Annotated in this window: 16 protein-coding genes and 3 pseudogenes; 11 read left to right on the forward strand and 8 right to left on the reverse strand. The window is 61.6% G+C overall.

The window, feature by feature from the left end; genetic code table 11:
* The first annotated feature begins 176 nt into the window (after positions 1-176).
* Positions 177-467, forward strand: a complete 291-nt coding sequence (locus ACLIMP_RS22935; RefSeq protein WP_185999050.1) for a hypothetical protein — start codon at positions 177-179, stop codon at positions 465-467.
* A 929-nt stretch (positions 468-1,396) separates the two neighbouring features.
* On the opposite strand, the gene ACLIMP_RS22940 is transcribed toward ACLIMP_RS22935, so the two are convergent.
* Positions 1,397-2,568 (reverse strand): IS3 family transposase gene (locus ACLIMP_RS22940; RefSeq protein WP_185999051.1). Its coding sequence is split into 2 segments (ribosomal slippage): positions 1,397-2,316 and positions 2,316-2,568, totalling 1,173 coding nucleotides; the frame shifts between segments, so codons are not numbered across the junction.
* Positions 2,569-2,633: 65 nt separating this feature from the next.
* On the opposite strand from ACLIMP_RS22940, the pseudogene istA reads away from it, so the two are divergent.
* Both istA and istB read left to right on the forward strand, forming a co-directional pair.
* Positions 2,634-3,965: pseudogene (gene istA / locus ACLIMP_RS22945) on the forward strand (IS21 family transposase); the annotation flags it as partial.
* A 10-nt stretch (positions 3,966-3,975) separates the two neighbouring features.
* Positions 3,976-4,716 (forward strand): annotated as a pseudogene (gene istB / locus ACLIMP_RS22950) (IS21-like element helper ATPase IstB).
* A gap of 118 nt (positions 4,717-4,834) precedes the next feature.
* Here the strand turns inward: istB and ACLIMP_RS22955 are convergent.
* Positions 4,835-5,710 (reverse strand): annotated as a pseudogene (locus tag ACLIMP_RS22955) (site-specific integrase); the annotation flags it as partial.
* 1,099 nt (positions 5,711-6,809) lie between these two features.
* Here ACLIMP_RS22955 and ACLIMP_RS22960 point away from each other — a divergent pair.
* Positions 6,810-8,483, forward strand: coding sequence for a recombinase family protein (locus ACLIMP_RS22960; protein WP_443478421.1), 1,674 nt, complete (start codon positions 6,810-6,812; stop codon positions 8,481-8,483).
* A gap of 418 nt (positions 8,484-8,901) precedes the next feature.
* Here ACLIMP_RS22960 and ACLIMP_RS22965 read toward each other — a convergent pair whose 3' ends face one another.
* On the reverse strand, positions 8,902-9,300 hold the full coding sequence (locus tag ACLIMP_RS22965; protein WP_443478422.1) for a MerR family transcriptional regulator: 399 nt from the start codon (positions 9,298-9,300) through the stop codon (positions 8,902-8,904).
* Positions 9,301-9,368: 68 nt separating this feature from the next.
* Between ACLIMP_RS22965 and ACLIMP_RS22970 the strand changes: the two genes are divergently transcribed.
* The 6 genes from ACLIMP_RS22970 to ACLIMP_RS22995 are packed head-to-tail and all read left to right on the forward strand — an operon-like array spanning position 9,369 to position 17,019.
* The gene (locus ACLIMP_RS22970; protein ID WP_443478423.1) at positions 9,369-10,013 is read left to right on the forward strand and encodes a cation efflux transmembrane domain-containing protein; all 645 of its coding nucleotides are present in this window, start codon (positions 9,369-9,371) and stop codon (positions 10,011-10,013) included.
* A gap of 14 nt (positions 10,014-10,027) precedes the next feature.
* Complete coding sequence (locus ACLIMP_RS22975) at positions 10,028-10,357, forward strand: hypothetical protein (protein ID WP_443478424.1); 330 nt, start codon at positions 10,028-10,030, stop codon at positions 10,355-10,357.
* A 56-nt stretch (positions 10,358-10,413) separates the two neighbouring features.
* Positions 10,414-11,691 carry a TolC family protein gene (locus tag ACLIMP_RS22980; protein ID WP_443478425.1) on the forward strand — a complete coding sequence of 426 codons (1,278 nt, stop codon included), beginning with the start codon at positions 10,414-10,416 and terminating at the stop codon, positions 11,689-11,691.
* Positions 11,692-11,696: 5 nt separating this feature from the next.
* Positions 11,697-12,848, forward strand: coding sequence for an efflux RND transporter periplasmic adaptor subunit (locus tag ACLIMP_RS22985; protein ID WP_443478426.1), 1,152 nt, complete (start codon positions 11,697-11,699; stop codon positions 12,846-12,848).
* A gap of 3 nt (positions 12,849-12,851) precedes the next feature.
* Positions 12,852-16,115, forward strand: coding sequence for an efflux RND transporter permease subunit (locus tag ACLIMP_RS22990; RefSeq protein WP_443478427.1), 3,264 nt, complete (start codon positions 12,852-12,854; stop codon positions 16,113-16,115).
* A complete protein-coding gene (locus ACLIMP_RS22995) occupies positions 16,105-17,019 on the forward strand; it encodes a cation diffusion facilitator family transporter (RefSeq protein WP_443478428.1) in 915 nt (304 codons plus the stop codon). The genes ACLIMP_RS22990 and ACLIMP_RS22995 overlap by 11 nt, the downstream gene beginning before the upstream one ends.
* Before the next feature lie 332 nt (positions 17,020-17,351).
* Here the strand turns inward: ACLIMP_RS22995 and ACLIMP_RS23000 are convergent.
* Positions 17,352-18,520, reverse strand: a protein-coding gene (locus tag ACLIMP_RS23000; RefSeq protein ID WP_443478072.1) for an IS3 family transposase whose coding sequence is annotated in 2 segments (ribosomal slippage) — positions 17,352-18,259 and positions 18,259-18,520 — 1,170 coding nt in all. Because the reading frame shifts where the segments join, the coding sequence is not laid out codon by codon here.
* A 412-nt stretch (positions 18,521-18,932) separates the two neighbouring features.
* Here ACLIMP_RS23000 and ACLIMP_RS23005 point away from each other — a divergent pair.
* Positions 18,933-19,682 (forward strand): hypothetical protein, encoded by a 750-nt coding sequence (locus tag ACLIMP_RS23005; protein ID WP_443478429.1) that lies wholly within the window; start codon positions 18,933-18,935, stop codon positions 19,680-19,682.
* Between the two features lie 186 nt (positions 19,683-19,868).
* Here the strand turns inward: ACLIMP_RS23005 and ACLIMP_RS23010 are convergent, their stop codons facing one another.
* From ACLIMP_RS23010 to ACLIMP_RS23025, 4 genes are all read right to left on the reverse strand, one after another.
* The gene (locus ACLIMP_RS23010) at positions 19,869-23,159 is read right to left on the reverse strand and encodes a DEAD/DEAH box helicase (RefSeq protein WP_443478430.1); all 3,291 of its coding nucleotides are present in this window, start codon (positions 23,157-23,159) and stop codon (positions 19,869-19,871) included.
* On the reverse strand, positions 23,152-24,006 hold the full coding sequence (locus ACLIMP_RS23015; RefSeq protein ID WP_443478431.1) for a hypothetical protein: 855 nt from the start codon (positions 24,004-24,006) through the stop codon (positions 23,152-23,154). The genes ACLIMP_RS23010 and ACLIMP_RS23015 overlap by 8 nt, the downstream gene beginning before the upstream one ends.
* A gap of 167 nt (positions 24,007-24,173) precedes the next feature.
* On the reverse strand, positions 24,174-24,980 hold the full coding sequence (locus ACLIMP_RS23020; RefSeq protein WP_443478432.1) for a TIGR02391 family protein: 807 nt from the start codon (positions 24,978-24,980) through the stop codon (positions 24,174-24,176).
* A complete protein-coding gene (locus tag ACLIMP_RS23025; protein ID WP_443478433.1) occupies positions 24,977-25,681 on the reverse strand; it encodes a hypothetical protein in 705 nt (234 codons plus the stop codon). Before ACLIMP_RS23025 ends, ACLIMP_RS23020 begins: the two co-directional genes overlap by 4 nt.
* Between the last annotated feature and the right edge of the window lie 30 nt (positions 25,682-25,711).

Genomic DNA, 25,711 nt, shown 5'->3' on the forward strand with positions numbered 1-25,711 from the left:
AGGCGGGGGCCAGTGAGTAAAGTCGCGTCAGCCGGTTCGGCTGGCAAAATCGGGTGAAAAAGGGATCTCGGGAACTCGATAAACGACTCGCGCTTTTGACATTTATATCGTTCTCCGATATAAATGTCAAAAGGAGGGAGGCCGCCACAGCGGCTCTGGCTGGAGAGGAGCGTGCAATGTTTCTCGTAGGCGAAATGCTCGGGGCGATCGGCCTCGTTTTAGGAAGCCTGCTCGCTGCCGGACTGGTGTGCTGGATGGCGACAAGTGTTGCAGACCGATTGCATCATCATAATTGGGCGGGTTTTTTCGTACTGGCAATTCTGGCCGCAACATTGCTCGCGGGTCTCGCGCACAGCGACTTTATCAAGCTGGGACTTACCTACGGCGTGTTCGGCGCGCTGGCGCTCATTCTCGCTAGCCGCATGAATAAAGGCTCATCCAACCACCCCAACCAGGATAACAAGTAATGGAGGGGCGTTACTGGAACTATCCTGCCCTGCTTAGTGAAGTGGGAGAATGCCACAGACCTGGGCGATCGGCACTTCGCACTCTTGTCCGACGCATCCGGCTAGAAGCCTTTCCTGAGATCAATGATCCAGCGTTGAGGAGACGCCAAGTCAGACGAGCGATCGAAGCGGCCATTCGAACGCCCCAGTAAGGATTAGGACGGACCGCTGAGCCAAATCAATAAAAAAACCCTAAAATGCACCACACCTTCCTACCTTTGGTAAAATTATCATTGGCGGAATTTCACTACTCAACTTCAACCACAACTGAAGCCGCCGGACAAAATTCACGCGGCCAGAGTAACATCAACGTTTTCGCAACGATCCTTAGAGACAATGCCTTGAAAATTCTTAGCCGTTGAGATGACGGTTGGCGCGCGAGAAGGATCGATCGCTAATTGCTATTCGGAACCAAAGCTGCCGATCTCCTTAGGGTCATAAGTTGATGGATCGTCGCACTTGAGCTCCGGTCGGCAAGCGCCCTCATTCCGGTCATTTTGGCGGTTGATTTGACAATAATGGAAGCCGCCGTCCGCTTCCCTTGTACCGAATGGCCATAGTAGGACCCGGAGTGGTGCTGGCGCGCTCTTAGCTCAGCTAGAAGTTGGCCTAGTTGAGGCTATTCTCTCGGGAACACGATAGAGCCGAACGCGGGCGGCTCCCATGACACCGCGCTCGAGGGTTCCGCCTGAAAGTGTCGCAGTTATGCGCGTGCGAGCGACGTAATCGGGATCTCGGCTAGCTTTGCGCATGAAGCAGACCGTAACGCTTGGGGACAACCGCTCACGCGCCATCTGCGGTTTGCCGGGCGTCAGGGTTAGCCCCTCCATTCCAGAGCGAAATTCCCGGGATCTGCCTTGACGTGACCCCATGGTTTCCACCAGCAGCGATTAGAGCCTGGCGGCTTTGTTGCGCATGAGCGCGGGTTGAGCAATGGCCTGCGCAGCGGAGCCCGTAGGGCGTAGTGAAGCAGGCCATTGCTTATGCAGTTCAGCGGCGAACGCCGCTGGTGTTTCGTATCCAAGGGCTGAGTGCGGGCGCGCCTGGTTGTAGTCCTTCGCCCAGGCGGCGATCACGACGCGGGCATGGTCCAGACTGAGGAACAGCGTCTCGTTGAGCAGTTCGTCGCGCATTCGCCCATTGAAGCTTTCCACGTAGCCGTTCTGCATCGGCTTGCCCGGCGCGATGTAGTGCCACTCGACACCAATCTCTCCGCACCAAGCCAGCACCGCGTTGGAGGTCAGCTCGGTGCCATTGTCGCTGACGATCATGCCCGGCTTGCCGCGCTCGGCGATCAGATCGGTGAGTTCGCGCACGACCCTGCGCCCTGAGATCGACGTGTCCGGCACCGCGCGCAGGCACTCCCGGGTCACGTCATCGACGATGTTGAGCACCCGGAACCGGCGGCCCGATGCCATCTGGTCATGCACAAAATCCAGGCTCCAGCGCTGGTTGGGCAGCGCCAGCACGGGTGCTGGCGCCCGCGCACCGACGGCACGACGGCGGTTCCGTCTTCGTCGGACTGCCAACTTCTCCTCGCGGTAGAGCCGCTGGGTCTTCTTGCGATTGATCACCACGCCTTCGCGCCGCAGCAGGATATGTAGTCGGCGATAGCCGAAACGGCGGCGTTGCTGAGCCAACTCGCGCAGCTTCGACCGAAGATCGGCATCATCGTCCCGCTGCGACCGGTAGCGCATGCTCTTCCGATCGGCGCCGATAACACGGCACGCCCGCCGCTCGCTCATCCCCAGGGCCGCCTGGAGACGCGCGACCGCCTCTCGCTTGGCAGCGGGCGTCACCAATTTTTTGCGAGAAGATCCTTCAGGCCGGCATTGTCGAGCATCGCCTCGGCCAAGAGCCGCTTCAGCTTGGCGTTCTCATCCTCGAGCGCTCGTAGCCGCTTCGCCTCGGACACCTCCAGGCCGCCATACTTGGCCCTCCAGTTGTAGATCGTCGCTTCCGATACGCCATGGCGCCGGGCCAGATCGCCGGTCTTCGCTCCGGCCTCGGCCTCCTTCAGCACGCCGATGATCTGCTCTTCCGTGAACCTTGCTCGCTTCATTGTCCGTCCTTCTGTTGGGCCGGACTCTAATCATACCTGGAGGAAAATCAGGGGGTCACGTCACCGGCGTCAAACCTCGGCGGCGTAAGCAACTGGAGCCGGACTGGCCGGTGGTAGCGCGCGAACTGAAGCGCAAACACGTGACGCTGCAGGTGCTTTGGGAGGAATACCGCGCCGAGCATCCAGACGGATATCGCTATAGCCGGTTTTGCGATCTGTTCCGCCGCTGGGAAGGCCGCCTGCCGCTGGTCATGCGCCAGAGCCATGCCGGCGGGGAGAAGCTGTTCCTCGACTACGCTGGCGACACGGTGCCGGTCGTGGTGGACCGCAGGACCGGAGAAGTCCGCGGTGCCCGCATCTTCGTCGCCGTAATGGGCGGCTCGAGCCTGTCGTTTGCGCTGGCGACGTGGACCGAGCAGTTTCCTGACTGGATCGCGGGCAACAATGCCGCCTTCGCCTTCTTCCGCGGCGTTCCCCAGTTGCTGGTGCCCGACAATGCCAAGGTGGCGGTGATCAAGGCCTGTCACTTCGATCCTCAAGTGAACCGCAGTTACACCGACATGGCCAGGCATTACGGTACGGCGATCCTGCCGACGCGGCCGCGCAAGCCGCGGGACAAGACCAAGGTCGAAGCCTGCGTCGGTATCGTCGAACGCTGGCTATTGGGCCGCTTACGTAACCGGATCTTTTACAGCCTCGCCGAGGTCAACGCGGCGATCGCCGAATGCCTTGCCGATCTCAATGATCGGCGCGTGCTGCGCCAGTTCGGCAAGACGCGCCGCCAGCTGTTCGACGAAGTCGATGTTCCAAATCTCAAGCCGCTGCCGGCAGAGCCGTGGGTTCACGCCGAATGGCGTCGCTGCCGCGTCGGGCTCGATTATCATATCGCGATCGGGCGGCATCACTACTCCGTCCCGCACCGCTTCGCCCGCCGCGAGGTCGAAGCCCGCTTCACTGCCAGCACGGTCGAAATCTTCCTGCGAGGAGAACGCATCGCCGTGCACATGCGCGGCAGCGGGAATGGCAGACACATCACAGTCCCCGAGCACATGCCCTCCAGCCATCGGCGCTACGGCGAATGGACGCCGGCGAAGATCCGCGAAGAGGCAAGCCGGATCGGGCCGATGCTGTCCCTGCTGGTCGAAAAGGTCATCGATGCAAAGCCTCATCCCGAGCAGGGCTACCGCTCCTGTCTGGGCATCATCGGGCTCGAGAAACGCTTCGGCGCCCAGCGGCTCGAAGCCGCAGCGCTGCGCGCGCTGGAGATCCAGGCGCGCAATTACCCGTCGGTCAAATCGATCCTTGAGAAGGGGCTCGACCAGGTGCTCGTTCCTCAATCCCCTGAGCAAGAGCCGATTATCCACTCCAACATCCGCGGCTCAAGCTACTACAACTGAAGGAGCAAGAATGCTGAAGCATCCCACTCTGGACCTTCTGGGCCAACTCGGTCTCGCCGGCATGGCCAAGGCCTTCGCCGAGATGGAAAGCAACGATGACGCAGCCAGTCTCAGCCACCCAGAATGGCTGGCGCTGCTGCTCGACCATGAGGCCACCTACCGAAATGACAGACGCCTCGCTCTGCGTCTGCGACATGCCAAGCTACGGCACCGCGCCGTGCCCGAAGATGTTGATTACCGAACGCGGCGCAGCCTTGACCGCCGGCTCTTCGAAACGCTGCTCGCCGGCGAATGGATCGCCAGGCACGAGAACTTGGCCATCATCGGCCCGACCGGCATCGGGAAAAGTTGGTTGGCCTGTGCAATCGGCCACAAGGCCTGCCGCGATAACCGTTCGGTTCTCTAGACCCGGCTGCCGCGGCTGATCGACGAACTCACCCTGGCCAAGGGTGACGGCCGTATCGCCGCCCGCATGAAAAGCCTTGCTCGGGTCGATCTGCTGATCCTGGACGACTGGGGACTTCAGCCGCTCGACGGAAACGCCCGGCACCTTCTGCTCGAAATCCTCGAAGACCGCTACGGTCAGCGCTCCACGCTGGTCACCAGCCAGCTTCCGGTGGCCCGCTGGCATCAGACCATAAACGATCCGACCTACGCCGATGCCATCCTGGACCGCCTCGTTCACAACGCACACCGGCTCGAACTCGAAGGTGAATCCATGCGCCGGCCTGCGACCCAAACCGCCGCTTGACCACCGCCAATCCCTAATGCCATCAAGCGAAACGATCTGGCTTCTACCCGGCCGGGATCAAATCGGAATGATGGCCGGGATCAGATTGGAACAGGCGACCGGGATCATCGGAATCCGCATCCCAGGCCTCCCGGCCGGAGATCGTCGCCAGGTTGCTTCCCGGTTGCCGCGTCCGCGCCTTGTAGCGCCGCACGATCACCCGGCGGAACAACGGCCCCTCGTCAATCTCCGCCGCCACAGTCCACGCCGCCACCGCTCGTACCGTCCGCGGCGACAGGTAGGCAGTGGCCCCCTCGCCCTCCGGATCGCACTTGCTGCGCGCAATACTCAACCGCGCTTCGGGATCGATCGCCTCCATCACATCCTCAAGCTGAACCGCCACCAGCTCGCGCACGTGAAGGCCGGTGTCGTAGGCGAGGCTGAGCAGCGCCCGGTCGCGTAGCCCGGTCAGGTCCTCGCCGCAGGCATCGAGTAACGCGCGGACATTGAGCCCGCGCGCCGGATCGCGCTCAACATCGCGAACCGGCCCCTTGAAGCGCAGCGGCGCGGCCTGGCACTGGGCAACGCCCTTGCCGCGGCGGATCGCCGACAGCGTCAGCTTGACCAGCGGCACGGCAGTGGGATCCGCGAGGCCCAGCAGCTGGTGCAGCTTGGCGATCGAGGCCTTGTAGCGCGACAGCGAAGCGGGCCTGGCGCCCTCCCCTGCCCGCGCCTGCAGATAGTCGGCCACGTCTTGCGGCTGCGCCGGCAGCGTGAAGCGCCCCGCCTGACGGCACCACAAGTCGAAGGCGGCGAGATCTGAGCGCAGCGCCAACAGCGAATGCTGCGAACTGGCGGCGGCGTAAGCGGCGAGGAGCGCGGCATCAATCGTGACCCGTTCGAACGCGCGCAGCGAGACGAAGGACGCCGACAGCTCCTTTCCCGGATCAGCTGTGGGGGGCCCGATCGCGGCCCCGTCTCCCGGCATTGCGGCAATATCGCGGATTTCCGCCATTTCGCGTTCCTGGGCCGCGCGACTGTGCGGGGCGGCCATGCTTATAGACCCACGTTATATGAATACGCAATAAGGGCAATTATCGCGTGTACACAACTGATGTTATCCTAGAGAGATACCGACAACACGATCCTCTTAATCTGCATATTAACCCGTTATTCATACCTCATATCATTAGCTCTGGACGAGCGATTTTCTCAAAAATGTAAAACTACAGCCTACTGCCTAGTGATTGCATGGACGACTGCCCGCGGATCAATTTAACTGTAGCACCGCTTAGTAATCGCGCTGCTGCACGACGGGTAGGGAGCCCTCGTAGCGTACAAGATCGCCACCGACCTGAGCTCGCAGCGAACGGCATGCGTGGGCTCTTCCAACGCAACTCATCAAAACGCCAACCAAGCGCCTCAGTTCAGGCGAAAAGGCATTGGTTGACTCTGCCCCACATGAATGCCTGCTTTCCTGCTTGAGCGGATCTCAACATCACCCTCGGCCAGGTAGCGGAAAAAAATTTCTGCATACGGGCAACACGATCGTGGACGCCCTGGCACTGTGATGGACGACGCACAGGATTTGCCCCATTTTGGAGCCCCTTGAAGTACAGTTGCAGACCCCCATTGCTGTCAGATCGCCCCGTCAGACAGCAGGTTCCTCATGTCCGATCCGCGCACATGCCCCGATACGATCGCCCTTGTCAGAGCGTCTCCCGACGTCCGCCCTGCGTTTCGCGTGACTTTGTCTCTCGACGCTGAAGCCCCCCGGCATTCGGATAATTTGACCATAGACCAGCGCGTACAGGCGGACGCAATCCCGCATTCAGCTTCCAGGCTGCAAGCATGCCGATTGGCGCGTTGAACCCGCCCGAGGCTGCCGCGGATGGCGATGCCGTCCTCCAACCTGCCGAAGGGCGCCAAACCCGAACCCAGGACGCACTGGTTTGCCTTGCACGCCTGCTTGGACGTCAGATCGCCCGCGAGCTGAGCGCGACGCCACCACCCCCTCAAAGCCAAGAGAATCCCGAGATCACTAAAGCGTAGGGTGAAAGGGAGGCACGGGCGTCATGCGAGCATGACGGCCTTTCGCTGTCGGGAGTTTTTTCATGATCCGCACTGCCCTCTATGCCCGTTACTCCACCGATCGGCAAAGCCCGTCATCGATCGAAGATCAACTGCGCATTTGCCGAGAACAAGCTGCCCGCGAAGGCTGGCGAGTGGTCGCGAGCTACAAGGACGCCGCCATTTCGGGTTCAAGCGTCACACTGCGCCCTGGCATTCAGCAGTTGCTCGAGGATGCGAGGACAGGAAAGTTCGATCTCCTGCTAGCGGAAGCGCTTGATCGCATCTCCCGCGACCAAGCCGACATTGCGACACTCTTCAAACATCTGCAGTTCGCGGGCGTAACCATCGTCACGCTCGCCGAAGGCGAGATCTCCGAACTCCACGTTGGCCTCAAGGGCACGATGAACGCGCTGTTCCTGAAGGACCTCGCCAAGAAGACCCATCGCGGCCTGCGCGGCCGCGTCGAGAAGGGCAAAGCGGGCGGCGGCCGGTCCTACGGCTACGATCTGGTCAGGCGGCTTGACGGCGATGGCGAACCGATCCGCGGCGAGCGCACCATCAATGCAGCGGAAGCCGAAGTCATTCGTCGCGTGTTTCGCGACTACGCAAACGGCATCAGCCCTTTGGCCATATCCAAGCGTCTTAATACCGATGGTATTCCCGGCCCGGAAGGCAAGCTCTGGGCACCCTCCACGCTACGAGGCCACATCAAGCGCGGCACCGGTCTGCTGAACAACGAACTCTACGTGGGCCGGCTTGTCTGGAACCGGCAGCGCTACCTCAAGGATCCGCGGACCGGGAAACGCGTTTCGCGCGTTAACCCTCAGTCCGAATGGATCACGACAGAGGTACCCGAGCTACGCATCATCGACGATGCGGTTTGGCAAGCGGTGAAGGCCCGCCAATCCTCGCTGCAGATCCAATTTGCCAATTCGATCGAAGGCAAACGCCGCGGTGCCAACCTTCACGCGATGCGCCGCCCCAAGTCGTTCCTGTCCGGCCTCGTCGAATGCGGCGTCTGCCATGGCCCCATGGTCCTGCGCGGCCAGGACCGCTTCGCGTGCTCTGCGCGTATCAATCGCCGCACGTGCAGCAATGGCCACACCGTCAAGCGTGAAGATCTCGAAGCCCGCGTTCTCGACGGCTTGCGCAACCGATTGATGGCCCCGGAGATCGTCGACGAGGCGGTGCGGGCCTATGTCGAGGAGACCAACCGCCTGAACCAGCAGCGGCGCGCAGCAGGAGCCGCTGACAAGGCGGAACTCAAGAAGGTCGTGAAGGCCATCGATCGTCTGGTGAACATGGCAGCCGATGGTCACGCCACGCGAGGTCTGGTCGACAAGCTACGGGTATTGGAGGCGCAAGAAGATGTCATACGCGCGCGGATAACCGAGACAGCGCCGATAGCGCCCGACATCCACCCGAACATTGCAAAATTCTACCGCAATAAGGTCCAGCACCTCTCGCTGGCGCTGCAGCACCCCGCCGAGCGCGACGAAGCGGCCTGCGCCATTCGCGGCCTCATCGAACGGGTCACGCTGTTCCCCGGCGCCAAGCGCGGCGAGATGACCGCCACGCTGCACGGTGAGTTCGGCGCGATTATGGAATGGGTTTCGCAGCACCAGGAGCCCGGGGGATCTAGGTCAGGTGTTGCGCCGATGTCGATAACAATGGTTGCGGGGGTAGGATTTGAACCTACGACCTTCAGGTTATGAGAAAGAAGGCTGTATCATATCCTGCTGATTTAAAGGACTTCTTTTTTCATTGTTATGCTATGTGCTAAAATTTGTGCTAAGATTTGGAAAATGCTTAAGTCCTGCCATGTTTGGTTCGGTCGTAGGCTGTATTCGCTGTGCATGCGGCACCCGCTCGTTTCAACGGCATATTCGGCTGGGAAGTTGCCATCTGGCAGGCACCAAGCTCATTGGCCGCAACGCGCCCACCCAAGCCGTTCGCTTGAAAACTTGGCACACCTATGAGCGGACATTCAGTTCACGACCTAGGCAAAAGGCAATGCCGCTGTCAAACGTGCCGCTCCCAGGCTTCAGCTGTCCAATGCTGAAGCCACCATGCCTGACAGTGCGGCAATAAAACGGCCATTAGCGCACTCATCACGGGCAAGTGCCAGAAAAGTCAGTCGGGGGCGAAAACCTCCAGAATCCGACATTCTGCCATCGTCCCGCCACTGCAGCTTGAGATGGCCCCGGACAGCTCCCGGCGCAGTGCCATAAGATCGGCGATCTTGCGGTCAACTTCCGCCAGATGGCGCGCGGCGATCTCGTCGACCGATCCGCAATCGCGGTCCTTCTGGCCGGACAGGTCAAGCAAAGCGCGGATTTCGTCGAGCGAGAACCCCAAGTCGCGTGTGCGGCGTATGAAACGCAAACGGCGCAGATCATCGGGCAAGTAGGAGCGATAGTTCCCTTCCGTCCTGGCAGGCGATGCGATCAGACCCGCGCGCTCGTAATAGCGGATGGTCTCCACCGTCGCTCCTGTCGCCTTGGCAAGCTTGCCGATTGTCAGCGCCTTCATCTCTTGACCCTGTAGTTGCTACAGAGTTTATATAGGGTGTCGCACACAAATCGCGAAGGGCGACGAACATGGCTTGCAGCAGCTGCTGCGCTTCATCGAACACGGGAGCGACGAACGATCCTCGCTGGCGGCGAGCGCTCTGGATTGCGCTTGTCGTGAACGGCGCAATGTTCGTAGCGGAGATCATTGCCGGGGTAGCCGGTGGATCGAAAGCGTTGCAGGCTGATGCCCTCGACTTTCTGGGTGACAGCGCCAATTACGCCATCAGTCTCGGCGTTGCGGGGCTCGCACTCGCGTGGCGGGCAAGGGCAGCACTGTTAAAGGGGCTCACTCTGGCAGTGCTCGGTATCTATGTGCTTTGTGCTGCGCTGTGGGGCGTGTGGCATGGCAGCACACCACACGCGGAGCTCATGGGCCTCGTCGGTTTCACCGCGCTTGTTGCCAACGCCGTGGTCGCCTTCATGCTCTACCGCTTCCGTACCGGTGACGCCAACATGCGATCAGTCTGGATCTGCTCACGCAACGACGCCATCGGCAATGTAGCGGTGCTGCTCGCCGCTGTCGGCGTGTTCGGCACTGGAACCGCATGGCCGGACCTCATCGTAGCGGGCATCATGGCGATGCTCGGCATTTCCGGCGGCATCCAAATCATCGTGCAGGCTCGAAGTGAGCTCAATTCAGGCCGAAGGGGTTACACCGCCGCGGCGGAGTGATAGGGGACGGATCGATGCGCAACCTGTTGCCCTTTTTTGCCTGCCTGATGCTGATTCTGGTCAGCTGGTCCGGCATGGCACACGCTGTGGAAGCAGCGGGCAGCAGCGACGCCGGGTACGATTTTTCCTATCATGCGCCCGGTGACGGTGACGAAGTACCTGGCGACGCCGACAACGGCCTCCCTCACCATCACGGTGCCTGTCACAGTCATGATCTGGGCACACCCTTGATGACAGTGGCGCCGCTCATTGCCGAATCGACCGGGCAAGTTCGCGGATTTCGGCGAGCTGCTCCGCTATGCCCGGCGGACGACAGCGTGACACCGCGCCCTCCACGGACCTGACGCTTCCGCCGGCCGACTGATGTCGGCCAGGAATCCTCCGTCAGGAATTTCACATCATGAAGACCATACTCGGGGCGCTTGTCGCCGCGGCGTCCTGTGCCGTAACGGTGCAGGCGCAGGAAGCACCGAACGCGCCTTCTGGCGCCGCAATACTAACTCTCGACGATGCCGTCGCTGCCGCAGGCGGCTCCGCTCCCGCGATGGATGCGGGCCGTGCAGGTATCGATGCTGCCAAGGCAGGTCGAACGGTTGCAGGACTTCGCCCCAACCCGGTCGCCCAAGGGCAGATCGAGAACATCATCGGCACCGGCCCTTATTCCGGTGTTCGCAGCAACGAAACCACGGTCGGCTTCATGCAGACCCTGGAGCTGGGCGGCAAGCGCAGCGCGCGCGTCGCGGTCGCAAGCGCCGAACTGTCCCGCGCGGAACTGCAGGCGGCGATCATCGCGGCCGACGTACGGCTGCAGGTGACCCAGCTTTACGTTGAGGCCGTTTCGGCCGAACGGCGGTTTGTCACGGCCAAGGACCAGGCTCGTATCGCCGGCGATGCCCTGCGCGCTGCCGGTGTCCGGGTGCAGGCGGGGCGCGCTTCTCCTCTGGAGCAGCAGCGTGCTGACGTGGCCCGGGTCAACGCGGAAGCCAATGTCGAACGACAGAACCGCCTTGCCAGTGCCGCTCGCGCCAACCTTGAACGACGCATCGGGCGAGCCTTCAACGGTCCTTTGGATGTTGCTTTGCTTGATCGGCTGCCCGCCACTTCCGCGTCCTACGGGCCGTCTGAACCGATCAGCCCGCAAGGGACGCTGGCACTGGCCGCTGCCGATGCGGACCTTGCCATCGCCGATGCAGGTGTACGCCTCGCCAAGGCAAACCGCGTGCCGAACATTGATGTCGGCCCATCGGTGCGCCGTCTGGAAGCCACGAAGGACTTTGCCGCCGTCTTCACGGTGTCGATCCCGCTCCAGGTCTTCAACAACGGCCGTGCCGCTCTGGCCCAGGCAGGAGCGCAACGTACGCAGGCCGAGGCCAATCGTCGGGTGACCGCGCTCGATATCGAGCAGGCCATTACCAACGCGCAGGCTGACGCTGACAATGCGGCGACCACCGCGCGTGCCGCATCCGGGCCCGCCCTGCAGGCGGCCCAGGAAGCCGCACGGATCGCCCGTATCGGCTATCGTGAAGGCAAGTTCAGCCAGCTCGATCTGCTCGATGCCGAACGCACGCTCGCCGACACACGCGTCGCCGCCATCGATGCTCTCGCGTCCTACCAGAATGCCCGTGCGCAGCTCGAGCGCCTGACCGCGCCCGCCGTCGCGCCTCAAGGGGGAAACTGATTACCATGAAACTGAACACGCTCACTTACGCCGCACTGCCGCTCTCATTCGCCCTTGCGCTTGCGGCGTGCGGCGGCGGTGACAAAGCCGCGGAAGCCCCGGCCGCCGAAAAGTCCACCGCTGCGGATGCCAACCCGGCCGAAGGCAAAGTCGACATGAGCGCCGAGCAGATCAGCTCGGCCGGGATCCAGCTCGGTCGCCCCATGATCGGCGGTTCGGGAACCGTGGAAATTCCCGCAATGATCGATGGCGATCCACAGGGCACGCAGGTGGTTTCGGCCGCGATCGGGGGCCGCGTCGTTTCGCTGACCCGCAACCTTGGCCAGTCGGTCGGACAAGGCCAGGCCATCGCCGTGATCGAGAGCCGGGAGGCCGCCTCGCTCAATGCCGAGATCGAAGCGGCACGGGCGCGACTTTCCCTCGCCAACTCCAACCTCAACCGCGAACAGCGCCTGTCCGCCCAGAAAGTCTCGCCGGAGCAGGACCTGATTGCCGCGCGTACCGCTGCAACCGAAGCCCGAATTGCCCTGCGCCTGGCGCAGCAGCAGGTGTCCGCAGCAGGTGCTGGCGGCGGTGCGTTGAACCGCATCGCCATCACCTCGCCGATCTCCGGGCAGATCATCGCGCGCAGCGTCGTGCTGGGCCAGACCGTCGCCGCCGATGCCGAACTATTCAGGGTCGCCAACCTGTCCAGCGTGTCGCTCTCCCTCAACCTGCAACCCCAGGATGCGGGACGCGTGCGTCCGGGCAATACTGTCACCATCAAGGCCGCAGGTCGCGAAGCCACCGCGCGTGTGACCTTCGTCTCCCCTGCTCTCGACGCCAATACCCGCCTCGTGCCGGTGATCGCGACGATCGACAACCGCGCGGGCCAGTGGCGGGTGGGTGAACCGGTCACGGCGTCGATCGCGCTCTCCGACAGCGGCGGCGGCAATGCCATCAAGGTGCCCACCACCGCCGTGCAAACCGATGAAGGCAAGACCGTCATCTTCGTTCGCACGAAGACCGGCTTCCAGGCCGTGCCCGTCACCTTGGGCGACAGCGCCGGCGACATGGTCATCGTGAAGTCAGGCCTCAAGGGCACCGAGGAGATCGCTACCGTCAACAGCTTCACGCTCAAGGCCGAACTGGGCAAGAGCGAAGCGGTGGAGGACTGAGCCATGATCGCCCGCGTAGTCACATGGGCGGTCGAGAAGCGCTGGCTCGTCCTGCTGCTCACCGCCATCGCCGCCGTCATCGGTGCGGCATCGTTGTCCCGCCTGCCGATCGACGCAGTGCCGGACATCACCAACAACCAGGTCCAGATCAACGTGCGCGCGCCTGCCCTCTCGCCCGAGCTGGTGGAGAAGCAGGTTTCGTTCCCGATCGAGACGGCGCTGGCCGGTATCCCCGGTCTCGAATTCACCCGCTCGCTCAGCCGCAACGGCTTCGCACAGGTGACGGCTGTCTTCTCCGACTCCACCGACATCTACTTCGCCCGCCAGCAGGTCGGGGAACGACTGCAGGGTGTCGCGGAGAACCTGCCGGCCGGCATGAACCCCGAAATGGGGCCAATCGCCACGGGTCTTGGCGAAGTCTACATGTGGACCGTCAAGCTTGAACACCGCAAGGATGACAAGCACCGCCCTGGGGAACCCGGGCAGCAGCCTGACGGCAGTTACATCACGCCCGAAGGCGAGCGGCTGACGACCGAGGCCGAGAAGGCGACGTATCTGCGCACCGCGCAGGACTGGATCGTCACCCCGCTGCTCAAGAGCACGAAAGGCCTTGCAGGGGTCGATTCCATCGGCGGCTATGCCAAGCAGTTCCTCGTCGTTCCCGACGTTCAGCGCCTCGCTGCGCTCAACCTATCGCTGACCGATCTTGGCAATGCGCTGGAGCGCAACAACACCAGTGTCGGGGGCGGCTTCGTCGATCGCAATGGCGAGGGCCTTGCCGTGCGTTCGGACGCCCTGATCCGCAATGCTTCGGAACTCGGCCGCACCGTTGTCGCCACCCGCAATGGCGTTCCGATCACGCTTGACCAGGTCGCCTCGGTCCGTTCGGGTCAGGCCATCCGCATGGGTTCGGCATCCGAGAACGGCACCGAGGTCGTCGTCGGCACCGCGATCATGCGGATCGGCGAGAACAGCCGCACCGTTGCGACCGCAGTCGCCGACAAGCTGCAGTCAATCAATGCCTCGCTGCCGCCTGACGTCGTGGTTCAGCCGGTGCTCAACCGCACCGCACTGGTGAACTCGACTATCAAGACCGTCGCCAAGAACCTCGGCGAAGGCGCGGTCCTCGTCATCGTCGTGCTGTTCCTGCTGCTCGGCAACTTCCGCGCAGCGCTGATCGCCGCGCTCGTCATCCCGGTGACGATGATGCTGACCGGTTTCGGGATGCTCAAGGCCGGCGTGTCGGCCAACCTCATGAGCCTCGGTGCGCTCGACTTCGGCCTCATCGTCGATGGCGCGGTCATCATCGTCGAGAACGCCCTGCGCCGCATCGCCGAAGGCCAGCACCATCATGGTCGCCTGCTCAGCGTGAAGGAGCGTCTCGCTACCGTTGCTTCGGCTGCACGCGAGATGATCCGCCCCTCGGTCTACGGCCAGGCGATCATCATCCTCGTCTACGTGCCATTGCTCACGCTCACGGGCGTCGAGGGCAAGACCTTCGTGCCGATGGCGCTCACCGTCATCATGGCCCTGGCTTTCGCTTTCGTCATGTCGCTCACCTTCGTTCCCGCGCTGATCGCCATCTGGCTGTCCAACCGAGTCGAGGAAGAAGACGGCCGGATCGTGACCTGGCTGAAGAAGCGCTACGAGCCGGGTCTCGACCGGGCGATGAAGCGTCCCACCCTGACAATCGGTGCTGCTCTGGGCAGTCTTGTGGTTGCAGCCGCTGCCTTCACCTCGCTTGGACAGGTCTTCCTGCCCCAGTTGGACGAAGGCGACATGCTGATCCAGGCCCTGCGAATTCCGGCGACGTCGGTTCAGCAGAGCCAGGCCATGCAGGTGCCGATCGAACGGATGATGTCGAAGCAGCCGGAGGTGAAGTTCGTCTTTTCCAAGACCGGTACGGCGGAACTCGCATCCGACCCGATGCCGCCGAACGCCACCGACATGTTCGTAATCCTCAAGCCCCGCGAGGAATGGCCGAACCCCAAGCTGGACAAGGCCGAACTCGTCTCCCGCATCGAAGGTGAACTCGCGAAGTTCCCCGGCAATGCCTACGAAATCACGCAGCCGATCCAGATGCGCTTCAACGAACTGATCGCGGGCGTTCGCGGCGATATCGCCGTCAAAGTCTTCGGGGACGACTTCAATACCATGAACCGCACCGCCGAGCAGATCGCCAGCATCCTGCGCAAGACTGAAGGCGCCGCTGACGTAAAGGTCGAGCAGACCACCGGTCTGCCGATGCTCGACATCAAGGTGAACCGCGATGCCATGGCCCGCCTTGGCGTCACCGCGCAGGACGTGCAGGACACCGTCACCGCCACGCTCGGCGGCCGGACCTCCGGCATGATCTTCGAAGGCGATCGCCGCTTCCCGGTGGTGATCCGTCTTTCCGATGCCCAGCGTGCCGACATCAATCTGCTTCAGCAATTGCAGGTGCCGGTTCCCAGCGGCTCCTATGTGCCGCTCGCCAGCGTTGCCGAGATCAAGGTCGTGGATGGTCCAAACCAGATCAGCCGCGAGAACGGCAAGCGCCGCGTCGTGGTGCAGGCAAATGTGCGCGGGCGTGACGTCGGCAGCGTGGTTGCCGATGCTCAGGCAGCCATCGGCCAGAAAGTACGGCTTCCTGCAGGCAGTTACGTCGAATGGGGCGGCCAGTTCGAGAACATGAAGTCGGCCAGCGAGCGCCTGAAGCTCGTGATCCCGGCCTGCTTCGTTCTCATCCTGCTGCTGCTCTATGGGGCCCTCGGCAGCGTTCGCGATGCTGCGATCGTCTTCACAGGCGTACCCTTCGCCCTGGTCGGTGGCGTTCTCCTCCTCCTCATGCGGGGCATGGACTTCTCGATCTCGGCGGCGGTCGGCTTCATCGCGCTGTCCGGCATCGCGGTCCTCAATGGCCTCGTCATGGTCAGTTCGATCCAGGATTTGATCCGGTCGGGTATGGAGCGCGCCGAGGCCGCCCGGACAGGTGCCATGCAGCGCCTGCGCCCGGTTGCGATGACGGCTCTCGTCGCCAGTCTCGGCTTCGTGCCGATGGCGCTGGGCGCAGGTGCCGGTGCCGAAGTGCAGAAGCCGCTCGCGACCGTCGTCATCGGCGGCCTGATCTCGGCCACATTGCTCACCCTGTTCGTTCTTCCGACACTCTATGCCCGCTTCGGGCAGAAGCGGATCGGACCCAACGAGCACTACAACGAGGAGCATGAGGGCGACGACTTCCGCCACCCGCATTCCGTTCAGAACGAGGAGGTGACCCATGGCGCATGATCACAGCCAAGCCGGCCACGCACACGACCATACTGCCGGCGCGAATGCAAAGATGTTGGGGTGGGCGCTTGCGCTCACCTCGATCTACCTCATCGCCGAGGTCATAGGCGGCATCGTCTTCAACAGCCTGGCCCTGTTGTCCGACGCAGCGCACATGATGACCGACGTTGCCGCCCTGGCCATCGCTCTCATGGCGATCAGGTTGGGTCGCAAGGCACCCGACGAGAAACGGACCTTCGGATACCGGCGGTTCGAAATCCTTGCCGCCGCATTCAATGCCGTCCTGCTGTTCGCCGTGGCGATCTACGTCTTCGTCGAGGCGATCAAGCGGTTCAATGAACCTCAGGAAATCCAGTCCTGGGGTATGCTCATCGTGGCGACGATCGGTCTTGGCGTGAACCTCGTTTCGATGCGGCTGCTGACGGCAGGCAAGGATGCCAGCTTCAACGTGAAAGGTGCCTATCTGGAAGTCTGGGCCGATATGATCGGTTCGGTCGGCGTCATACTGGGGGCGCTGGCAATCCGCTTCACTGGCTGGACATGGGTCGATCCGGTGGTTGCGGTGGCGATCGGACTCTGGGTGCTGCCCCGCACCTGGATTCTGTTGCGCGATACGACCAATGTCTTGCTCGAAGGCGTTCCCGCGGGGCTGTCGCTCAAGGAAGTTCGAGCAGCGATCAGTGAGGTTGAAGGGGTTCAGAGCCTGCACGACCTGCACATCTGGTCGGTCTCCAATGACGAGGTGAGTTGCACCGTGCACGTGGTCCTGACGAACGACGCTGCTGCAGAACCGGTACAACAGGCCGTGCTGGAAGTGATCAAGGACCACTTCGACATCAGTCATGTGACCATTCAAACCGAGGAGAAGGATCAATCCTGCGAGGTTGATCACTCTCATAAGTGAACGCCCGTTGCAGGGTGGCTGCGCCCGTCGGTCAACCTGCAACGCCAAAAGCCGAGCAATCATCGGCTTTATAACGCAGATTCACGACAATGACACCTTCGGTGGAACAAACTGGGTCTGATCGCGAACTGTCCCGGTGCAAGTGTCAGCTATCCGACCATTCCAGCTCCGAACCGGAAATTCTCCTATCGGCCAGTTGCGACCAACATACGCCGCTCACTGATCGACTATCTAACGGTCGCTTCCGTTGGAAGCTGCCGTTCAAGTAAACTCGGAAAGGAGAATCTCTCAACGAAGCTGACCGGCCCCCACCGAGTGGTCCGGGTTGTTTGTTAGTGTAAGATTGCCTCCGGCGCCATGGCTGGCCGTAGGTGCAGCGTAGCGGAACCGGAGGGCAGCCATGGCGCCGTCGCCGTCTCCGGGGCCGGCGGTCGATACCCCAGCGAACTATGAGGCCTGACGGTGTTGTAGTGCCGCCGCCAGGCCTCGATCAGGATCTTCGCCTCGGCCAAGGTGTAGAAGATCTCCCCGTTCAAGAGCTCATCACGCATCGAGCCGTTGAAGGACTCACAGTAGCCATTTTCCCATGGGCTGCCGGGTGTAATGTAGAGCGTTTTCACGCCGATCTTCGCCAGCCATTGCTGCACGGCATTGGCGATAAATTCAGGGCCATTGTCTGACCGTATGTGCGCCGGCGGCCCCCGTGTGACGAACAACTCGGCGAGAGTCGCCAGCACGTCCTCGCTGCGCAGCCGTCGCGCGATGGGTAAGGCGAGGCACTCGCGGCTGGCCTCGTCGATGATCGACAGGATGCGGAACTTGCGGCCATCATGTGTGCGTCCCTCGACGAAGTCGTAAGACCACACATGGCCCGGATATTCCGGTCGCAGGCGGATACATGATCCGTCGTTGAGCCAGAGCCTTCCACGCTTCGGTTGCTTCTGCGGCACCTTGAGCCCTTCACGGCGCCAGATGCGCTCCACCCGTTTGCGGTTCACATGCCAACCGGCATCGCGCAGCAAGGCCGTCACCCGGCGATAGCCATAGCGGCCATACTGCCGGGCAAGCGCGATGATATCCTCGGTCAGGGCTGCTTCGTCATCCGCCCCACGCGGCGTTTTGCGCTGCGTCGATCGATGTTGCCCGAGCACGCGGCAGACCCGCCGCTCGGACACCGGCATCATGCCCCGGATATGATCGATACAGCGCCTGCGGCGCGCGGGGCTCAGAAGTTTCCCCGCGAGGCCTCCTGTAGGATCAACTTGTCCAGCGTCAGATCTGACACCGCCCGCCGCAACCGAGCGTTTTCCTTCTCAAGCTCTTTCATGCGCCGAGCCTGGTCCATCTTCAGGCCGCCATACTCCTTGCGCCAGCGGTAGTAGCTCTGCTCGGTGACGCCGATCCGGCGACACGCATCCGCCACCGTTCCGCCCTGCGCCAGCACGATCTCCGCTTCACGCAGCTTGCCGATGATCTCTTCCGGCTTGTGCTTCCTCGCCATTCAAGTCCTCCTTCGTGGCCAAATCTAAAACAGATTTTGGGCCACTCAGAAGGGGGCAGATCACTCGCGCGCTACTACGCTCTATACGGACATCCCGCAGTCGCGCCCATGTTGGAGACGGAGTTCGGGATGACGCCGACCGAGCTGTTCCAGATGGTCCTCCTACTTATTGAGGAATTGCAGCACGCTCCAACTCTGCCCCTCGTCTTTCTCGGGGAAGCCGAAGGTTCGTTCGAGGATCCCATTCGGGCTCTGTTTGGCCGGCTTTCTAATTCGGCGTCTGGCCTGCGGAAGCTGATTGGGGAGACCCAGTCATATGACGTGAACTGGGGTTTCGGCGTCAATCCGGTTCGGCAATATCCGCTTATTCACGCCGGGGATGTGCGGAAAGTAATGTGTCCAGCCCCCCCCCATGCTTCTTCAGCGTCTCACCGATGGGCTGTACTACGACCTGATCAGAGCCGACCCCCGCTTTGGTGGAGCTATCGGAAAGGCCTTTGAGGATCATGTGGGAAACGTCGCTGCGCGAATTGGCCGGGGCAGGTTCGAAATCCGAGCAGAACAGTGCTGGGGGAAACCGGAACGGCGCAGCGTGGATTGGATCATCTCCGACCTGAGTGCCTCCCTCTTTGTCGAGTGCAAGCTTGGCCGGCTCGACCTCGCATCCCAAACCGAGATCGCCGACCCGCCACCGTTTGTCGCGGCGATCGAGCGTCTGTCACGAGCCGTCGGTCAGGTTTACGCAACGCTGACGGATGCGCTCGCCGGAGCCTATCCGCATTGGCGGGATGACGGCCGTCCAATTTTCCCGCTCATTGCCACCTTCCACGAATGGTTCGTGTTCGGGCCCTTTTTCTATGCTCACCTCGATAAACTTGTTCAGAAGGAGTTCGCGCGGCGCGGGCTCGATCATGCCTTGTGCGAACGATACCCTTTTACGATCTGTTCGATTGCCGAGTTCGAGGGCATGCTTGCTGCTTGTCATGACCATTCGATTGGCACCGTCATGTCCGCAAAGCTTGGCAGAGAACATCGACAATGGCTGATGCGCGGCTTTCTCGCCGAACGATACCCCGGCAGCCTGACAAAAGCGGCTGCCATGTTTCAGAAGGGGATGGACCCGGTGATCCACGGTAGGACCCGGCTAACCGGAGGCCAATAGTGTCGACGCCTCAGGTGGTCGCCTGTATTGGCCGCGGCTACCGAACCGATCATGGCCAGCGTCCTCTAAAGCTTCACGGTAACGACGGAAGAGGGCACCTTGACACTTGCGACCCAAACTATTCGGATTCGGGAGGACAGCGCGCGTTAAATGCGCGACTCCCAAAACATCCCTGTCTGCGGGCCTCTAATCGTCCTCATCAAGCTCATCGAAAGATTGGACTATCACGGCGGTCGTGACCTCATCCCTCACCGCCTCCATTTCCGCCGTTGGTCCCGCAGAGAAATGGTCGGCAAGCGCAAGCGAAGCCCTGAACGTTTCGACCCGCGAGGACACTGTTTTCATCTGTCGAAGCGCGGAATGATGGCGATCGTGGTCTCCAGCCCGTACCATCTGTGGCAACATTTCAATTGCGGGGAGCGATGGGCCTTCGCCGGCCGCCGACTTGTGGGATACTATCTGTCCAAGGACGCCGCACAGAAAGCCGAGGTCGGGTGCAATCCTTATCGCAAATCGGCGCGCTCGCTGCGCAGTCGCCGACCGATTTGCTCTTTGCTTGACCTGCCCTTCGTGCTTCCGGACGTAGGCCAGCAGCCAATCCTCGATCTCTACCAAGGTACAGCCGCCACACCACATCGACGTCAGATGCTGCAGTGCTCCCAGAATACGCTTTGCTGTCGCCTTCGGCTTGGTCGAGTTAGTGTAGGCCCGACCAAAAACAGATTCCAGCGCGGTCTCCCTGACGAAGATGCCAAGGTCCAGCGGGTGCTCTGCTACCACGCCTAAGAGCCAACTGATCCAATCCTCAGTGGCATCCTTGTCGACGGGCGCCTCATCCAGCGCCTTGCCCAGTCGCTCGACGAACGTTGGCGGTACGCCGTTGCGGACTGCGATCTCACGCTGCCAGTCCAGGACAGGAGGATCCTCCAAGTCCGCTTCTGCAGCCTTCAATGCGGCCCGCCTTCTTTCAAGCCATCGGTCCGCAGCTTGGGCATTGGCTTCTTTGCGCCGAAAGAAACCGAGAGAGCGCCCCACGATGTCATCGAATCCGCTTTCCCCAGCGGCCGTGACGGCGGACAAGCGTCGGACGATGGACTGGGCCTTGGCATCAAGGCCAGCAGAAACCTCGATCCTGTCGAGCAACTGCTCGATAGGGTCATGGATCTCCTCACAGGCATCCTGCTCAGAGAAAACGGTCTCCAGAATCTGTAATTGCGGCAGGTCAAGATCCTCCAGGTCGAGGATGATTGGGTTTGCAGGCACGACGATTGCCAAGCCGGTGGCGGCATATGCGGCCCGGCCGGCTCTTCCGAGCGCATTTAGGATCTCGTGAGGCCGTAGATCGGTGCGAGGATTGCCGTTGGGATCGTCGGCCGCGCTCCGGTCGGTGCCTGCCAAGATTACGACGTCGCAGGGAAGGTTCAACCCTTGCGCGATCGTCGATGTCGCAGCGATCACGTCAAGCCCGGTCTCATCGCCTCCCGCCTCCCGCCTGACTCTGAAAACGCTTTCGACGAGCCTCCTTTCCATCGGAAGAAGATCGCCATGATGCACCGCGGCTCGACTGTCGCCCGGGTCGAACATCGCGTCCTGCGACCCGACATCTTGCAGCACGGCGTCCCGCATTGCCTCTTGGCTCTCGTCGAGCGCGACCGTCGCGGGCCCCAATAGGCTGTTTACCTGCCGAGCAACGCTACCGCAGGCCCTTGTATCGTTGCAAAATACGATCACGCGCTTACCGAAACGCGCGTAGTCAGCGGCGAGCTGACCAGCGACTTCGTTGCGATTGGATGTCAGCTTCTTCTTCGCATTCCTGACCAGCGGCGGGCGCTGATCGGAAAGCGCCTGCACAACGAGTTTCTCAGGCCGCTTTGGGTGCCATCCGGAGATAAGGGAAAAGAGCCCATGGGGGCGGGAAGGTACTCGGTTCTGCGCCGCCTTGGTGTGTGCCTCTGCCGCTTCCTCTGTTCCCTGAATTACGTCCTCACGATCATAAATCACACAGGAACGCAGCTGCCGGGTCGGCTTCCAGGGATCGTCGAATGCGTCGACTTCCCTCGCGGTAACCCCTCGCAGCCAACGTGCAATGTCGCTGCCTTTGGCCACCATGGCGGACAAGAGGAGCAAGTCGGCATCCTTGCGGTGGCGCGTGAAAGTCAGGAGCGCAAGCATGGCGTCGATTGCTCGCGCGCTCACCTTCGTCGAAGTGGCAGGGTCGTCCGCACTGATGAGGTGAAACTCGTCGAAGACGAGGAGGCCAACCTTTCCGAACAATTCGGGCGCGAAACCCATGAGGGCGAGGCAGCGCTCAGGCGTCATTACGGAGAAGGGTGGCAGTCTGTCGCCGAGCTCGTCGAGCGAAACATCCTCCACGACGCTGACATCCTCAAGCTCGCCGATCTGCGCGGACATATCTGCCTCGACCTGATCGACCAGGGCGTGTGTTGGAGCGAGGTAGACCACGCTTTCGCCAGCACAAAGCGTCGCAGCGATTTTCAGGATGGACAACGTCGTCTTTCCTGATCCGGTCGGCGACGTCATAACCATCGACCTCCCCCGGTTAAGGTAGCCGGTCCTGATGGCCTTGAGGTGATTGATCCAGAGGAAGGGACGCGACTGCGCCTGCGAGTGCAACCACCCGGACCATGCCTCCGAATTGGCCCCAGACGGCGCCGGTATTTTTACAAGCATTGCTTCCTGGACCCCGTCGATGAGACGGCTGAGGAGCGAGGCAAGGTGGTGCGGGCCCGCGAACTGGAAGTGGGCTGCCCCTCCTATTCCATGGCTGAGATCGACGATGGCGGCCTCGGAAAGACGGATGACGCGTTCCAATCGTCCTCGGATGTCGATGTCGAGTTCCGCTTGGCCCCGTGCCTCATGCCCGAGTGCCTGTACTACACGGGCACATTCCCGAAGTAACAGGTCGGCGGCAACTTCACGGCTGTCGTCCTGGACGATGCGATCCTCGTCGAGATTTCGTTCAACCAGTGGGCCAAGGTTGCCAGTCGCAAGTTCACGGATGCTGAGAATCAACGACCGTCGGACGGCGCGAGGCTCGCCTCTCGCTCTGAGCGCACCGGCAACTTCGGCTGCGTCGGCGGCGCGATCAGCTATGAGAAAGAGGAGCGTCGCGGAGATTGTCGAGCTAATTGTGTCGCTCGATACCACCGTCAGCCGGTGAGTGCCGCCTTCGCGGATGCGGCCGAGCACCTGATGGGCGCTTGCCGCGACGAAAGCAGCTGCCCGCGTCTGTTCAGGGCGCAAGTCGAGCGCAACATATGCCTCGAAAGTCGAGGCGAGGCGTCTGACCCGATCAATCACCTCGCTTGCGGCGCCCGGCTCTCCTTCTCTGGCCAGCAGGCGTATCGTCGACAGTTCGATGTGGGCGGCGGTGAGAAGTTCATCCAATGCCTCAGGGTCCAGGCCGGGCAGATCCGGCGCCTGCCTCAGGAGCGCGCGCGAGGTAGGGTCAAACATCGGTGATCTCCACCACCTTGGCAGCTACCTCTTCAGCAAGAAGAGCAAGCCCCTTTCGGACCTCATCGAACGCTAACACTGCGGCGGATCGGGACGATTTCAAGCCGCCCGCTACGGCTTTGAAGCCGGCGACGATGTGCTGGAACTCACCATCCTTGCGTTGGTTTTCTCCTGTTGCCACCGCGACCCTGAACTCGCGCGCCCCTTCCCAGAACACCTCATCAACTGCGGTCTCGGCGTCGATGCCCGGCACGCTCTTGAGAAGCGTCACGAGGTCGGCGAGGATCTCGTCGTCACGTTCACCGCGCAGGATCGCTTCAATATCGGTCCAAACGTTCGAGGTGATCAGGCCGCGTGGCGATTTCGAGGCCTTGTCCTCGCACAGCACGATCCGGACGATTTCTTCGCCGTCATCGTCCAAATCCACAATGAACCCGTCAAATCCCTTGTCAGCCTGCCGCACGTGTGGCGCCGTCATGTATCCGTTCGGAACGGCCATCCTCGCTGCGACCCAGGACACATGCTGGAACAGCAAGCCGTCCCGATGGATCATCGAGGTATGCATCCTTTTTTTCGCGGATTCTTTCTCCTTGTCTGTCCCGTTTCGAAAGAGTTCGACATCCTCAGCATGTGGCGCCGTAAGTTTCCGCACGACGTTCTGTGCGACCTTGCCCTTTGGAGCACGCCGTCGCGGTTCGAGAGCGCCAATAACGCGCATCGCATTTTCCTCCTGCCGCAAATACAGGTAAGCGATTATCTCGATGAGTTTGTGCCGGTTTTTCGTGGTTATCGACCACTCAGAAAAATGGCACTCCGGCGTTTGGGAGGTCTCAATCGTTAGAGGCATTCTGATGACTTCCGTGCCGGTTATTTACAGTAGTGGGGTATCGAGCTTCCAACCCAAATCCGCCAGCCACATGTTGCTCGCGCGCTGCACCATCCTCGCCGATGGCCGTCGGTGACGGCTGCTCCAATCGGTTGGACCGTAACGAGAATAGAGTCGCACCGAAGCCATCAAGGGCAGGCCGGCATATGCGCGGCGTCAAGCCGGCGATGGATTAAAGAAACAATCGTCAGCAGATCCTCGGCATCGTCTTTCGTCATCGTCCAGTGGATGCGCGCTTCATGGGCAGTGGGATTGCGGAACATGCCGAATGCTCCTTTCACGAGATTTGCAAAGCCGCTCTGTTCGCTCTTCTCGCTCACCGTAGAACGCGCGTTGATTGTGATGCGCGGGGCATCGCCGCCAAGCGACTTGTCGACCAAGGCACCGCCGTCATCGGTGAGTCCCGAAAGTCGGCGCATTTTGTCCGCTACGCTCTTCACGGCTTCCTGCACGGCATGAAAATAATTGTCGGCGAGAAGCTCAGCCCGACAGAAGGCAAGAACATCGGGATGAACGCCGCGCCCTTCCATGTCAGCCCGCAAGTCTCGCGCCCGGCGTTGGGCCTCGGGCAGGGTTGTTGCAGCCTCGGCGCTGGATAGCTTACCTGCCTCATCGACGACGAGCCCCGCGAAGGCGAGTGACTGGTTGAGAGCCGCCCGCATCGGTTCAAAGCGTTGAGGCTCGCGACTGTGGCGTGCTGGCGCCATGGCAAGACGGATGAATTCGAGGACGTGGGTCCGGTTTCTCTTGCTGTTCTGGCTTTCGACAAAAGCATTGTAAATGCGCACGCGCTTGGTGGTCTTGCCGGGGTCGACCATCTTCGCCGACCGGATCAGTAGCTCGATCTCCGGATTGGACAGCCCGATGTCCGTGTGGCCCAGCGCGTCCGCAATGGCTTGAAGTTCGCCTTGACTGAAAAACTTAGCTGCAGTCATGCTGCGGACTCGCCCTTGCTGCGCTGTTGGATCCGCCACGCATGGGCGCGGTCCAGCCGGCTGTCGATCCACTCCGCCAAGGCGTTAACCTCGTCGATCGCTCGCTCAAGGCCTGTGACGGTGATCCGGATGGACGGCATAAGGAACGATCCCAGCGAGCCGTCTTCTGCGGTCAAGGCCGACACTTCGTCCTCGGTGACGAAGAAGGGTTGCGGATGTTTCTCCAGCATCTTGGCGTCCAGTGTGACCGTAAAGGTCGAGAGTTCCTCGCCGTGCTGTCCACGGTTTCGAACCAGAACGATCTGCTCGATCAACCCGCGATCGATCGGGCAGTCGCTCCAGTCGGTGGCGAGAATCTCGCCCAGCGCGGCAAAATAGGCTGGCACGAAGCCCTCCCTGAAAGCGGCCTTTCGATTTTCAAACGAGAAGCCGATCACGCGATCAGCGAGGGTGTTGAGGTACAATTTCAACGAGTCCGAGAGCATCGACAGGGACGCCATCCCAAGAATGTCCAGGGAGGTCTCGGCATCCATCCATTCGGAGAGATAGGGAGGTTCGGGATCTTCACTGTACGGCGGATCATCGAACGGAGGCTCTCCCGCCTCGATCTTCGCCTTCAGCTTGACAAAGCCCTGCGCCCCGGTCGCATAGAAGGTACGAATGAGCGCAGTTCGGTTCTTCAGGAAATACGTCGCATCCATAATGTCGCTGCCCCTCTTACCATCACCCGG

The organism is Novosphingobium aeonii (assembly GCF_052279045.1).
Lineage (GTDB): Bacteria > Pseudomonadota > Alphaproteobacteria > Sphingomonadales > Sphingomonadaceae > Novosphingobium.